Source organism: Nocardioides pini, from assembly GCF_026712185.1.
In the GTDB taxonomy this organism is placed as follows: Bacteria; Actinomycetota; Actinomycetes; order Propionibacteriales; family Nocardioidaceae; genus Nocardioides; species Nocardioides pini.
Genome location: NZ_JAPPUX010000005.1, coordinates 242137 through 254806, shown reverse-complemented (window position 1 = coordinate 254806; position 12670 = coordinate 242137). Strand labels below are relative to the sequence as shown.

13 protein-coding genes are annotated in these 12670 nt (G+C 73.3%); 2 read left to right on the top strand and 11 right to left on the bottom strand.

Annotated features, from left to right (window positions below):
- Positions 1-26 precede the first annotated feature (26 nt).
- The gene (locus NYO98_RS18090; RefSeq protein ID WP_268113151.1) at positions 27-896 is read right to left on the bottom strand and encodes a sigma-70 family RNA polymerase sigma factor; all 870 of its coding nucleotides are present in this window, start codon (positions 894-896) and stop codon (positions 27-29) included.
- A 98-nt stretch (positions 897-994) separates the two neighbouring features.
- Between NYO98_RS18090 and NYO98_RS18085 the strand changes: the two genes are divergently transcribed.
- The gene (locus tag NYO98_RS18085) at positions 995-2104 is read left to right on the top strand and encodes an alpha/beta hydrolase family protein (RefSeq protein WP_268113150.1); all 1110 of its coding nucleotides are present in this window, start codon (positions 995-997) and stop codon (positions 2102-2104) included.
- Between the two features lie 16 nt (positions 2105-2120).
- Here NYO98_RS18085 and NYO98_RS18080 read toward each other — a convergent pair whose 3' ends face one another.
- Entirely contained in the window at positions 2121-3533 is a 1413-nt protein-coding gene (locus NYO98_RS18080) for an MFS transporter (RefSeq protein ID WP_268113552.1), read from the bottom strand.
- 105 nt (positions 3534-3638) lie between these two features.
- On the opposite strand from NYO98_RS18080, the gene NYO98_RS18075 reads away from it, so the two are divergent.
- A complete protein-coding gene (locus tag NYO98_RS18075) occupies positions 3639-4088 on the top strand; it encodes an MOSC domain-containing protein (protein WP_268113149.1) in 450 nt (149 codons plus the stop codon).
- Here the strand turns inward: NYO98_RS18075 and NYO98_RS18070 are convergent.
- The 9 genes from NYO98_RS18070 to NYO98_RS18030 all read right to left on the bottom strand — a co-directional run bounded on the left by NYO98_RS18070 (position 4085) and on the right by NYO98_RS18030 (position 12664).
- Positions 4085-4447 carry a bleomycin resistance protein gene (locus tag NYO98_RS18070; RefSeq protein ID WP_268113148.1) on the bottom strand — a complete coding sequence of 121 codons (363 nt, stop codon included), beginning with the start codon at positions 4445-4447 and terminating at the stop codon, positions 4085-4087. The genes NYO98_RS18075 and NYO98_RS18070 overlap by 4 nt on opposite strands.
- A 150-nt stretch (positions 4448-4597) precedes the next feature.
- The gene (gene katG, locus NYO98_RS18065; protein ID WP_268113147.1) at positions 4598-6871 is read right to left on the bottom strand and encodes a catalase/peroxidase HPI; all 2274 of its coding nucleotides are present in this window, start codon (positions 6869-6871) and stop codon (positions 4598-4600) included.
- A 52-nt stretch (positions 6872-6923) separates the two neighbouring features.
- Positions 6924-7355, bottom strand: coding sequence for a Fur family transcriptional regulator (locus tag NYO98_RS18060; RefSeq protein WP_268113145.1), 432 nt, complete (start codon positions 7353-7355; stop codon positions 6924-6926).
- A 67-nt stretch (positions 7356-7422) separates the two neighbouring features.
- Positions 7423-7974, bottom strand: coding sequence for a GNAT family N-acetyltransferase (locus NYO98_RS18055; protein ID WP_268113144.1), 552 nt, complete (start codon positions 7972-7974; stop codon positions 7423-7425).
- A gap of 10 nt (positions 7975-7984) precedes the next feature.
- The gene (locus tag NYO98_RS18050) at positions 7985-8962 is read right to left on the bottom strand and encodes an SDR family NAD(P)-dependent oxidoreductase (RefSeq protein WP_268113142.1); all 978 of its coding nucleotides are present in this window, start codon (positions 8960-8962) and stop codon (positions 7985-7987) included.
- Between the two features lie 15 nt (positions 8963-8977).
- Entirely contained in the window at positions 8978-9847 is an 870-nt protein-coding gene (locus NYO98_RS18045; protein ID WP_268113141.1) for an aldo/keto reductase, read from the bottom strand.
- Between the two features lie 25 nt (positions 9848-9872).
- Positions 9873-11330 (bottom strand): LLM class flavin-dependent oxidoreductase, encoded by a 1458-nt coding sequence (locus NYO98_RS18040; protein WP_268113140.1) that lies wholly within the window; start codon positions 11328-11330, stop codon positions 9873-9875.
- Positions 11331-11379: 49 nt separating this feature from the next.
- A complete protein-coding gene (locus tag NYO98_RS18035; protein WP_268113139.1) occupies positions 11380-11958 on the bottom strand; it encodes a TMEM165/GDT1 family protein in 579 nt (192 codons plus the stop codon).
- Between the two features lie 244 nt (positions 11959-12202).
- Complete coding sequence (locus tag NYO98_RS18030; RefSeq protein WP_268113137.1) at positions 12203-12664, bottom strand: BLUF domain-containing protein; 462 nt, start codon at positions 12662-12664, stop codon at positions 12203-12205.
- Between the last annotated feature and the right edge of the window lie 6 nt (positions 12665-12670).

Genomic DNA, 12670 nt, shown 5'->3' with positions numbered 1-12670 from the left:
GCCCTCAGGTTGCGGCACGCGGTGGGTCATCTCGCCGTCGGCCCATCGCGGCGCACGACCTGCCCAAGGACGTCCGGATCGGCACGGAAGGTGATCGCCCGGACCTTGCCGTCGGCGACCTCGAAGTCGAAGACGACCGCCGCCGCACCACGGTGGAACCACGCCGAGGCCGGGCGGTCTCCCACGAAGACGGCCATGGCCGCCTGCGCGCTGCCGTTGAAGAAGGCGGCGACCTCGTCGCGGCCCTCGATGGAGGCCGGCGTGCCGGCGAGAACCGCGGCCTCGTCGGCGCCGACCACGGCGTCGGGCGCGAGCAGCTGGAGGAGCCGCTCGAAGTCGCCACCCCGGGCGGCCGCCATGAACGCGTCGACGACCTCCCAGTCGGCCAGCGCGTCCTCGGGTGCGGGCTGGGCGACCTTGGCCCGGGCCCGCGACGCGAGCTTGCGCGCCGCGACGGGTGAGGTGTCGAGCACCGCGCCGATGGTCGCGAAGTCGAAGCCGAAGCTGTCGTGCAGCACGAAGGCCACCCGCTCGCGCGGGGAGAGCCGGTCGATGACCGCCTGCAGCGCGATGCCGACCGTGTCGGCCAGCGCGACGTCGTCCGCCGGGTCGGTGACCGGGTCCGACCACGGCTCGAGCGCGGCGTCCTCGAGGTGCGGGTCCTCCACCGGCACGGGCGTGCGGGCGCGCAGCCGGTCGAGGCAGAGCCGGGTCGTGACGGTGGTCAGCCAGGCCGGCAGGTTGTCGATCTCGGTGCCGTCGCGGGTGACCGCGCGGTCGAGCCGCAGCCACGCCTGCTGCACCACGTCCTCCGCCTCGGCGTGGTCTCCCAGCACGCGGGTCGCGATGCCGAGCAGTCGGGGCCGCTCGGCCTCGAAGGTCTCCGTCCGGTCCATGGGTCCACCCTTCCGTCTGCACGTCGTCTCGACCAGTCGACGTCCCGCGGGTCGCAGACGTGACCGGACGTCACCAGCGGTGCCGCACACTGGTCGACATGCCCGCCCTCCGGCCCCGTGCCGCCGGCCCGGTCGCGACCGTCGTCGCGGTCCTCGTGCTGCTCGCCGGCTGCTCGAGCGGGAGCGACGAGCCCGGCTCGGCCGACCCGCAGGACACCCCGAGCGCCTCCCCCACCAGCCAGCCCACCAGCGATCCGACGGAGGAGCCGACGGAGGAGCCCACCGAGGAGCCCACCGAGGAGCCCGAGCCGGCCCACCCCATCTCGATGGCAGCCCTGGCGCAGGCCGACCTGACCGGCGGCGACCTGCGGCTCGGCGCCGTCCGCGAGCGGACCCCCGCCTACACGTCGTACGACGTCACCTTTGCCTCCACCACGATGGGCCGCGGCACCGAGCCGTTGCGGATCAGCGGCGTGCTCAACGTGCCGACCGGGCGCGGCCCCTTCCCCGCCGTGGTGCTGGCCCACGGCTACATCAACCCGGCCTACTACGTCCGCGGCCAGGGCATGACGCGCGAGCGCGGCTTCCTCGCCCAGCGCGGCTACGTCGCGCTGCACGTCGACTACCGCAACCACGCCGAGTCGACCGACGACCCGCGCGTCGAGCAGGCGGTCCGGCTCGGCTACGCCGCCGACGCGATCGCCGGGCTCCACGCGCTCCGGACCTCCGACGACGTTCGGGTCGACCCCGACCGGATCGCGCTGTTCGGTCGCTCGATGGGCGGCGGCGTGATGATGAAGGCGCTCGCCGCCGAGCCGGGCCTCTTCGCCGCCGGCGTCGGCTGGGCGTCCGTCTCGAGCCTCGAGGCCGAGAACTTCGCCCAGTTCCAGCGCCCCGACGCGCCGCTCGCGGAGCTGAAGGCCGGCTTCCGCGGACGGCACGGGCTCCCGGCGGAGGACCCGGAGTTCTGGCGGGGCGTGTCGCCACGACCCCTCTTCGGCGACATCACCGACCCGGTGCTGATGGTGCACGGCCGCATCGACGACACCTGCCCGCCCCCGTGGGCGCGGGCCACGCAGCGTGCGATGACGAAGGCGGGCGTGGACGCCACCCTCGAGTGGTACGACGACGGGCACGCGTTCGGGCCGGCCTTCGTCGCGGCGATGGACCGGACCGTCCGCTTCCTCGACGCCCGGATGCCCGCCTGAGCCACGCGACGGCGGCTCAGTCGGTCGGCGTCCCCTCGAGCTGCTGGGGCGGCGCGTCGGCGTAGGCCGCGGAGAGCCGGCGGTAGGAGGCGGACACCAGCGCGAGGAGCACGGTGACGACCATGATCGCGCCGGCGATCATGAAGACCAGCGCGATGCCGCGGGCGTCACCGTCACCGAGCAGCCACCGCCAGCTGTCGCGGCCCTCCTCGGACTCCATGTAGGGGATCAGCGCGAACTCCGCGATCGGCCCGATGAGGAAGGCCGAGATCGGGCTGGCCGCCAGCTCGACGCTCTGCGCGAAGCCGAAGACCCGGCCCTGCGTGCGGAACGGGACGACCCGCTGCAGGATCGTCTGCTCGGCCGCCTCGGCCGCCGGGATCACCGCCATGAAGGCGAAGATGCCGAGGACGTAGAGCCAGGCCCACTCGCGCACCGTGAACGTCATCCCGATCACGGCGATGCCGAGGTTGACGAGCAAGAGGGTGCGCACCGGGTTGGCGCCGAGGCCGAACCTCGCGACGAGCCCGCCGCCCACGACGAACCCGAGGCCGGTCACGCCGAGGACGATGCCCCAGGCCTCGACGCTGAACAGCGTCAGGCCGTAGGGGTCCATGAGGGCGATGTAGACGCCCGAGACGAGGTTGTTGAACGTCGTGAACAGGATCAGGGCGACCAGCCCGGGAACGGCCGTGATCGCGGAGATCGCCCCGCGGAAGTCGAAGTGGGGACCGCCCTCCTCGGGCTGGGGATCGACCTCGGGGACGGTGATCGGGACGAGGTGCAGCAGGGCGACGCCGGTGAGGCCGATCGCGATCGCCAGGGTCCACCCCATCCCGAGCAGCCCGACGCTCAGGCCGCTGAAGACGCTGGTGATCATGAACGAGATGCCCTGGACGGTGCCGACCAGGCCGTTGGCCTTGTCGCGGCCGTCCTCGGGGACGAGCAGGGTCACCGTCGTGGAGAGCGCGATGTTGCGCAGGCTCTCGACGACGCCGCCGACCAGGATCACGCCGGTGAACAGCCAGAACCAGGCGCTGCCCCAGTCGGCCAGCCGCTCCTCGCCGAGCAGCAGCCACAGCCCGGCGGAGGCGGCGTAGCCGACCAGCGTGACGGTCGAGGAGATGACCATCACCTGCTTCTTGCGGTGGCGGTCGACGAGCGTGCCGAAGAAGGTGCCGAACACGGCCGTGAAGAGCATGTAGCCGCCGCCGATGATCGCGGTGGCCATCACCGAGCGCGTCTCGAGGTAGGCCCAGAAGGTGAGGGCGAACCACAAGTAGCTCGCGGTCACGTTGGCGACGAGCGTGTTGCCGAGGACCTGGCGGAAGGCGCGCACGGTCTCCGGGCCGCGGGTCACCCCCGGTGGCAGGTGGGCCTCGACGTGCGGCGCGGTGGCGTCGGCGGGTGCCGGGTCGAGCTCGTCCATGGGCACCCGACGACCCTAGGCGCAGGCACCGACAGACAGTCCGCCTCCGAATTGTGGCCTCACGCCGCCAAGCAGGGGCCACGGGTGCACAGTACGGTCGCACCCGTGACCTCGCGCGTGCACGCCATCCACGTCGCCCCCGGGCGGAAGATCCCCACGAAGTCGGTCGCCTCCGTCGAGGCGGAGGCCGGCGTGGGCCTGGTCGGCGACCGCTACCACGGCGCGAAGCACCGCCACGTGACGGTGCAGGCGCTCGACGACCTCGAGGCGGCGGCCGAGGTGCTGGGGCGTCCGGTCGACCCGGGGCTCACGCGCCGCAACATCACCCTGACGAGCGGGCCGATCCCGACGCGGCCGGGCGAGCGGATGCGCATCGGCGACGTCGAGCTCGAGGTGGTGCGCATCGCCGCTCCCTGCCGGCTCCTCGACGACTGGCTCGGGCCGGGCGCGATGCAGGCGCTCCGCTCCCCGCGCGGCGGCACGGTGTTCCGCCTGCTGGGCTCGGGGACGATCCGGGTCGGCGACGAGGCGACGGCCGCGCCGGTCCCGGACTAGGGGTTCTGCACGAGCCGCAGCAGGTTGCCGTCGGCGTCGACCAGGTAGCCGATCCTCATCCCCGACTCCTCGACCCGCGGCGGGTGCAGCCGCGGCCACCCGACGTGGGTCTCGGGCAGACCGGCCGCGACGCAGACGTCGTACCACGCATCGAGGTCGTCGACCCGCACGCAGCAGCCCGCCGAGGTCGAGGCGGGGTCCGTGGCGGGGTCGTGGAAGAACTCCAGCACCACCGTCCCGCGCTCGAGGATCAGCCAGCCCGGGTCGTGGTACGCCGTCGCGAACCCGAGCGCGGCGTAGAAGCCGGCCGGGGCGTCGAGGTCGCGCGACGGGAGGTTGGGCGTGGCGCGGTCGACCATGCGCCCACGCTAGACCCGACGACCGGGCGGGAGGGCGGGAGCGAGCCGAGCACGTCGGCCACCTCGGCGTGCGGGGCGGAGCCGGTCGTAGACGACGGGCAGCGGCCCGGGTCCCCCGCGAGGGGAGCCCGGGCCGCCGGTCGAGCAGGGTCAGCGCAGGTCGAACCGGTCGTTGTCCATGACCTTCACCCAGGCATCGACGAAGTCGTGGACGAACTTCTCGTGGGCGTCCTCGCTGGCGTAGACCTCGGCGAGCGCCCGCAGCTGCGAGTTCGAGCCGAAGATCAGGTCGACCGCGGTGGCCGTCCACCTCACGTCACCGGTGGCGGCGTCGCGGATGTCGTAGACGTTTTCCTCCGACTCCGAGGCCTTCCACTGCGTGCCCGGGGCCAGCAGGTTGGCGAAGAAGTCGTTGGTCAGCACGCCCGGACGGTCGGTGAGGACGCCGTGCTGCGCGCCGCCGACGTTGCCGCCGAGCGCCCGCAGGCCGCCCACGAGGACGGTCATCTGCGGCGCGGTCAGGCCGAGCATGTAGGACCGCTCGACCAGGAGGGTCTCCGGCTGGAGCTTCTCGCCGGGCCGCAGGTAGTTGCGGAACCCGTCGGCGCGGGGCTCGAGGACCCGGAAGGAGTCGACGTCGGTCTGCTCCTGGGTGGCGTCGGTGCGACCGGCGCGGAACGGCACCGTGACCTCGACGCCGGCGTCCTTCGCGGCCTTCTCGACCGCCGCGGAGCCGGCGAGGACGATGAGGTCCGCGAGCGACACCTGCGCGCCGCCCTTGGCGTTGAAGTCGCTCCGGACCGACTCGAGCCGGTCGAGGACGGTCGCGAGCTGCTCCGGCTGGTTGACCGCCCAGCTGCGCTGCGGCTCGAGCCGGATGCGGGCACCGTTGGCGCCGCCGCGCTTGTCGGTCGAGCGGAACGACGCCGCGGAGGCCCACGCCGTCGAGACCAGCTCGGCGGTGCTCAGACCGGACTCGAGCACGGCGGTCTTGAGCGCGGCGACGTCGGCGTCCCCGATGAGCTCGCCCTCGTGCGCCGGCACGGGGTCCTGCCAGATCTGGGCCTCCGGGACCCACGGGCCGAGGTAGCGCTCGACCGGACCCATGTCACGGTGCAGCAGCTTGTACCAGGCCTTCGCGAAGGCCTTGGCGAACTCGTTGGGGTTCTCCAGGAAGCGGCGCGAGATCTTCTCGTAGGCCGGGTCGAAACGCAGCGCGAGGTCGGAGGTGAGCATCGTGGGGCGACGCGGCGGCGAGTCCGGCGTCGGGCCGGGCACGATCGCCTCGGCGTCCTTGGCGACCCACTGGTGGGCGCCCGCCGGGCTCTTTTCCAGCTCCCACTCGTAGGCGAAGAGGAACTTGAAGTAGTCGTTGCTCCACCGCGTCGGCGTGGAGGTCCAGGTGACCTCCAGGCCGGACGTGATGGTGTCCTTGCCCTTGCCGGAGCCGAACGAGCTCTTCCAGCCCAGGCCCTGCTCCTCCAGCGGGGCGGCCTCCGGCTCGGGGCCGACCAGGTCGGCGTCACCGGCGCCGTGGGTCTTGCCGAAGGTGTGGCCACCGGCGATGAGGGCGACGGTCTCCTCGTCGTTCATCGCCATCCGGGCGAAGGTGTCGCGAATGTCGCGCGCCGAGGCGACCGGGTCCGGGTTGCCGTTGGGCCCCTCGGGGTTGACGTAGATGAGGCCCATCTGCACCGCGCCGAGGCGCTCCTCGAGCTCGCGGTCGCCGGAGTAGCGCTCGTCACCGAGCCAGGTGTCCTCCGGACCCCAAATGATCTCCTCGGGCTCCCAGATGTCCTCGCGGCCGAAGCCGAAGCCGAAGGTCTGGAAGCCCATGTCCTCCATGGCCACGGTGCCGGCGTAGACCAGCAGGTCGGCCCACGAGATCTTCTGGCCGTGCTTCTGCTTGACGGGCCAGAGCAGGCGGCGGGCCTTGTCGAGGTTGGCGTTGTCGGGCCAGCTGTTGAGCGGGGCGAAGCGCTGCGAGCCCTCGCCGGCGCCGCCGCGGCCGTCGAAGATGCGGTAGGTGCCGGCCGCGTGCCAGCTCATCCGGATGAACAGGCCGCCGTAGTGGCCGAAGTCGGCGGGCCACCAGTCCTGCGAGGTGTTGAGCACCTCGACGACGTCACGGCGAAGCTCGCCGAGGTCGAGCTTCTTGAACTCCTCGGAGTAGTCGAAGTCCGGCCCGAGCGGGTTGCTCTTGTTGCTGTGGGTGCGCAGCGGGGACAGGTCGAGGCTGTTGGGCCACCAGTCCTGGTTGGTGTGCGGACGGCGGTTGGTCGCCGGCTCCGGCGAGTCGATGACCGGGTTCTCGCTCTCGCTGCCCTGCGCGGTGGCAGAGCCGTGCATGACCGGGCAGCCGGCCTCGGCCTTGCGGTCGACCCCCTGGGGGCTCTCTGGGGTGGTGTCCTGGCTGTCGGTCATGGCGAACCTTTCATCGGTGCGGGTCGGTCTCACGAGATGTCGGACGGAGGTGTCACGTGGTGACGGCTCTGGTCGAGCAGGCGGGGCACAGGCCCCAGTAGGTGACCTCGGCCTCGTCGATGACGAAGCCGTGGGTGTCGGATGCGTCGAGGCAGGGGCGTACGCCGACCGCGCAGTCGACGTCGGCGACGACGCCGCACGAGCGACAGACCGCGTGGTGGTGGTTGTCGCCGACGCGGAGCTCGTAGCGCGCGACCGAGCCGGCGGGCTGGATCCGGCGGACCAGTCCCGAGTCGGTGAGCGCCCCCAGGACGTCGTAGACCGCCTGGTGGGAGACGGTCGGCTCCTCGGTGCGCACCGCGGCGAGGACGCTGCCGGTGTCGGCGTGCGGCTGGCGGCGCACGGCCCGGAGCACGGCGAGGCGAGGCCGGGTGACCCTCAGGTCGGCGCTGCGCAGCAGGTGCTCGAAGTCGTGGTCCTCCATCACCCACCACCCTGCCCCCTTTACTTGAACCAGTCAAGTTTTTCCTTGGTCAGGGCGAGGCGCGGGGTCAGGACTGCTGCGGCACGCCGTTCCACTCGCGGGCCAGCAGCGACCAGACCTCGAGGTCCTGGCGCTCGTCCCGCACCGGGAACACCTCGCGCAGCGTGCCCTCGTGGGTGAAGCCGAGCCGCTCGGCGACGCGCCGGCTGGCGTGGTTGCCCGGGGCGCACCGCCACTCGACGCGGTGCAGCCCCCGTTCGACGAAGGCCCAGTCGAGCATGGCGGCCACGGCGCGGGTGACGATGCCGCGACCGCGGGCGGAGGCAGCGAGGAACACGCCCGCCTCGGCGACCCGGGAGCGGGCGTTGATGCTCGGGAAGAGCGTGCCGCCGACGAGCTCGTCGTCGACCCAGATGCCGTAGAGCCGTCGGGTGCCCTCGCCGCGTCCCTTGACGAAGGAGTCGAGGAAGCCGCGGGCGGCCTCGACGTCCTCGAATGCCTCCCACGGCAGCCAGTCGTAGAAGTCCGCGCCGTGGGCCCGGAACAGGCCGGCGAGCTGGCCGGCGTGCCAGGGCTCGAGGTCGGACAGGCGGGCGTCGTCGATCTGCAGGCTCAGCACCCGCGACACCCTAGGGCGCGGCGGCCTCGTCCAGCCCGGCCGCGTCCCGCAGCCAGGCCCAGGCGCGTGCCACGTCGCGGTCGCTGCCGCGGGTCGTCGGCAGCAGGTGGGTCGGGCGCTCGACCCGGTCGTGCCAGAAGCGGCCGGTGGGCGGCGCCGGCTCGACCGCCGTCAGCCAGACGCTGGTGTCGGCGCCCTGCGCGTCGTCGCGCAGCACCGGGCGGGTCAGCCGGCGGAACGTCGGGAGCGACTCGCGCACGCCGGGGGTGTCGGCCCAGCCGGGGTGCATCGTCGCGACGGTCGTGCCGTCGGCCCCCCACCGCTCCACGAGCAGCGGGGCCAGCTCGACCTGCCAGCGCTTGGAGCGGGCGTACGCCGTCGTCGGCGAGTAGTCACCGGTCAGGTAGCCCGGGTCGTCGGCGTGAAGCGGCTGCGAGTACATGCCGCCGCTGCTGACCAGCACCACGCGACCGCCGGCGAGCGGGCCGCGCAGCGCCTCGGTCATCACCACGGGCCCGACGAGGTGCACCGCCATGCTCAGCTCGAGGCCCTGGGGCGACTCGGTGCGCTCGGGCGGCATCACGCCCGCGTTGTGCACGACCGCGTGGAGGTCGGGGACCTCGGCCGCGAAGCCCCCCGCGAAGCGTCGTACGTCGTCGAGGTCGGCGACGTCGCACCGCCACAGCCGCAGCTCCGCGCCGGGGTTCGTGGCGCGGAGCCGGTCGAGGACCCCGGTCCCCTTGGCCTCGTCGCGCACGAGCATGTGCACGACCGCGCCGAGCCCGGCGAGCCCGGACGCCGTCGCGGCACCGAGGCCGGAGCTCGCGCCGGTGACGAGCACGTGCCGGCCCGCGAGCGCGCGCGGCGGCGGGTCGGCCGGCCAGCCCGGCATCATCCGCCGGACGGCGAGGCCGATCGTCGTGTAGCCGAGGACCAGCGAGCGGTCCATGGCCGTGTCGACCGCGCGGACGAGGAGCGGGCGGGACATCGCGGAGGACCCGGGTCAGCTCGCGTCGAGGCGCGCCAGCTCGTCGGCGGTGAGCTCGATCTCCGCGGCGGCGGCCGAGTCGGTGATCGAGCTGGGCCGCTTGGCGCCCGGGATCGGGATGACGACCGGGGACTGGGCGAGCTCCCACGCCAGTGCCACCTGCTGGGCGCTGACGCCGCGCTCCTGCGCGATCTCCGCGAACGCGGGGTGCTTGTCGGCGAGCTCCTTGGCGTCGGAGAGGCCGCCGAGCGGGCTCCACGGCAGGAAGGCCAGGCCGAGCTCCTCGCACACGTCGATCTCGGGACGGCTCGAGCGGAACTTGGGGCTGAACTGGTTCTGCACGCTGGCGAGCGCGTCGCCGAGGACCGCGTGGGCGTCACGGATCTGCTGCGGGTCGGCGTTGGACAGCCCGACGTGGGCGACCTTGCCGCTGTCGGCGATCTCCTTCAGCGTGCCGATGACCTCGTCGTAGGGCACCTTCGGGTCGGGCCGGTGGTGCTGCCACAGCGCGATCTGCTCGACGCCGAGGCGCTGGAGGCTGGCGTCGACGGCCTCGCGGAGGTGGGCCGCGGAGCTGTCGGTGTCCCAGCCACCGCCCTCGGTGCGGACGTGGCCGCCCTTGGTGGCCAGCACGACGCGGTCGCGGGCGCCGAGCTCGTCGAGGATCGAGGCGATGAGCCGCTCGTTCTCCCCCTGGGCGCCGGCCCCCTTCTCGTCACCCGGCCCGTAGGCGTCGGCGGTGTCGAAGAGCGTGACGCCCGCGTCGAGGGCGGCCGAGACGGTGTCGATGAGCTGCTGCCGGGGCTGGGTGCCGGTCTGGTCGAAGGTCATGAGGCCGAGCCCGATGGCGCCGACCTTGTGCTGTCCGAGGGTGCGCGTCTGCATGTCCTCGACACTACGACCCGCAGGGTCAGGCGTTCAGCCCCCGAAGGGCGAGAACGTCGTCGGGACTTCCGAGGTCGGGGGTGGCGATGAAGATCGTCGACACGCCGAGCCCCGCCAGCCGGGCCCACCGGTCCCGGTGGCCGTCGACCGTCGCGGCGTGGGTGCGGGCGGCGTACGTCGCTGCCGGTGTGCGGCCGCGGAGCCTCTCGACGCGCGCCCACACGTCGTCGCGGTCGGCGCCCACGACGGGCAGGTCGAGCACGGTCACGGCCACCTCGGAGCGGTCGCGGCCGACGTCCTCGCAGTGCGCGTGCAGGACCCCGACCAGCCGGGCGAGCTCGGTCTCGTCGGTCGTGCGGAGGTTGCAGGCGTCGCCGTGCCGCGCCGCGATGCGCAGGGTGCGGCGCTCGCCCGAGCCGCCGACGACCACCGGGATCGGCCCCGCGGGACGGGGGTAGGAGGTCGTCTCGGGGAGGGCGACGCCGTGGTCGTCGTACGCCTTGGTGCCCGCCGCCCACAGGGCCTTCATCGTGACGACCGCCCGCTCGAGCTCGTCGAGGCGCTCGCGGGCCGGCGGGAAGGGGATGCCGTACGCCGCGTGCTCCCGCTCGAACCACCCGGCTCCGATGCCGACGAACGCGCGACCACCGTTCAGCGCCGACAGCGTGGCAGCGGCCTTCGCGGTGACGCCCGCGGGACGGAAGGTCACGGGCGTGCAGAGGGTGCCGAGCTCGAGCCCGGTGCCGGCGGCGGCGATCGCGCCGAGGGCCACCCACGGCTCGGGGATCGGGTCCCACGCCCGCCCGACCTGCGGCACCTGGATGAGGTGGTCCATCAGCGCCAGCCCGGCGAAGCCCGCCTCGTCCGCGGCGCGCGCGACGTCGGTGAGCCACGCCAGCGGGTCCTCGTCCCAGGGGAAGCGCGACACCTGCAGCACCGACCGCAGGCCGAGGCTCGACGTCCGGTCCTCGCGCGGCTCGGCCGCAGCCGCGGCGGCGGGCGGCGTCGCGGCTGTGTCCTCGGCACCCACGCGGACCACGAGGTCCCACCCCTCGGCGTCCAGCACGGCACGTACGTCGCGCACCGAGCGCAGCTGGCCCGCGAGCACCGGCGCCGGGACCGGACGGTCACGGGCGCCGTTGCGTCGGCGGCACTCGGCGTCCGGGGTGTCGAGGAGGACGGCGACGGCCGGCAGGCCGCCCGCGCGTGCGGCGTCGAGCCAGGCGATGCGCCGGGTCGCGTCGAGACCGAGCGTGTCCACGACGGTGGTCAGGCCGCGGCGGAGCCGCGCGGCGACGACGGTCTCGAGCACGGCGAAGGCGTCGCCCGAGGCGTCGAGGTCGTGCGGACCGCTGCCCAGCACCCCGCGGAGGGCGTCGGAGGAGACGACCTCCTCGGCGCGGTAGCGGGCCGCTGCCCAGGTGGACTTCCCGGCCCCCGAGGCGCCGACGAGCACCACGAGGGCCGGGTCGGGAAGTCGCACCCGGCCATTCTCGCGCCGCCGCGGGACACGTGTCCTCCCGTGGCGCGGGTCAGAGGTCGGTCCAGCCCTGCCAGATGAGCAGCAGGCCGAAGACCACGAACGCCGCGGCCGCGCCGTACGTGATCACCTTCTCGGGGAGCTGGCGCCCCAGGAGCCCACCGGCCGCGATCGCGAGGGCGTCGGCGGCGACCATGCCGATGGTCGACCCGATCCACGTGCCGAACCAGCCCTCGTGGGTGGCGAGGGTGATCGTGGCGAGCATGGTCTTGTCGCCGAGCTCGGCGAGGAAGAAGGCGACGCCGACGGCGAGGATCGCCGCACCCTGGCTGGTGCGGGCCTTGTCGGCCTCCTCGTCGGTCAGCTCGTCGCCGCGCAGCGTCCAGGCCGCGAAGAACAGGAACGCGAGGCCGGCCGCGATGTTGATCGACGGCTGGTAGTCGCCGAACGCCTCGCCGATCGCGGCGCCGATGCCGACGGAGGCGAGGTGGACGATCGCGGTGGCGACGGTGATGCCGATGATCACGTCGCGGGCGCGGTAGCGGGTGGCGAACGTCATCGCCATGAGCTGGGACTTGTCGCCGAGCTCGGCGACGAAGATGACGGCGGTGCTGATGAGCAGCGCTTCCATGGAGGGATCCTCTCCGGCCCGGCCGGAGGTGACCCCGGGAGCCGGGACGCGCCTTCGACCAGGCACGTCCGGGTGGGGTCGTGTGAATCTGGTCGAAAGTCTCGTCCGCCACCGCGACGGTGGCCCTGCGCGCCGGACCGGAGAGGTCAGTGTGTCGACGCGCCTGTTGGGGACTACTCCCTTTCGTGGACCAGCCTAGGCGACCGCCGCCGCTCGTGCCGCACCGGCGCCTCGAGGTGGACGCTCAGGCGGTGCTTAGGCGGAAGGTCCCGAGCAGCTCGAAGGCCGACGCGGCGTGGTCGACGAGGTCGTGGCCCACCGACTCCCGGGCGAACTCGTTGAAGTCCTGCAGGTCCGCGACCTCGCGCGCCGAGACGTTGCGGAAGCCCATCGACCAGGTGCCGAACGACCGGGCGCGCACGTAGCGCCGGTCGACGATGCGTACGTCGCCGTGGCGCGTGTCGGCGCGGATCGCGTCGAACACGGCGTAGACGGCGTACGACGTCCCCTCGAGCGTCTGGATCACGTTGCCGCCGCTGTAGAGCAGCAGGCCGGTGAGCCCGAGGCGCTCGTTCTTGGGGCGGATCTGCTCGATCAGCTCGACGAGCTGGGCGACCGACATGAGGTCGGTGGCCGAGCTCGTGTAGGTCAGCCGGAGGATCTGGGGATCGCCGCTGGGGTCGGCGCTGTGGTGGTCGCTGCGCATGGTCGC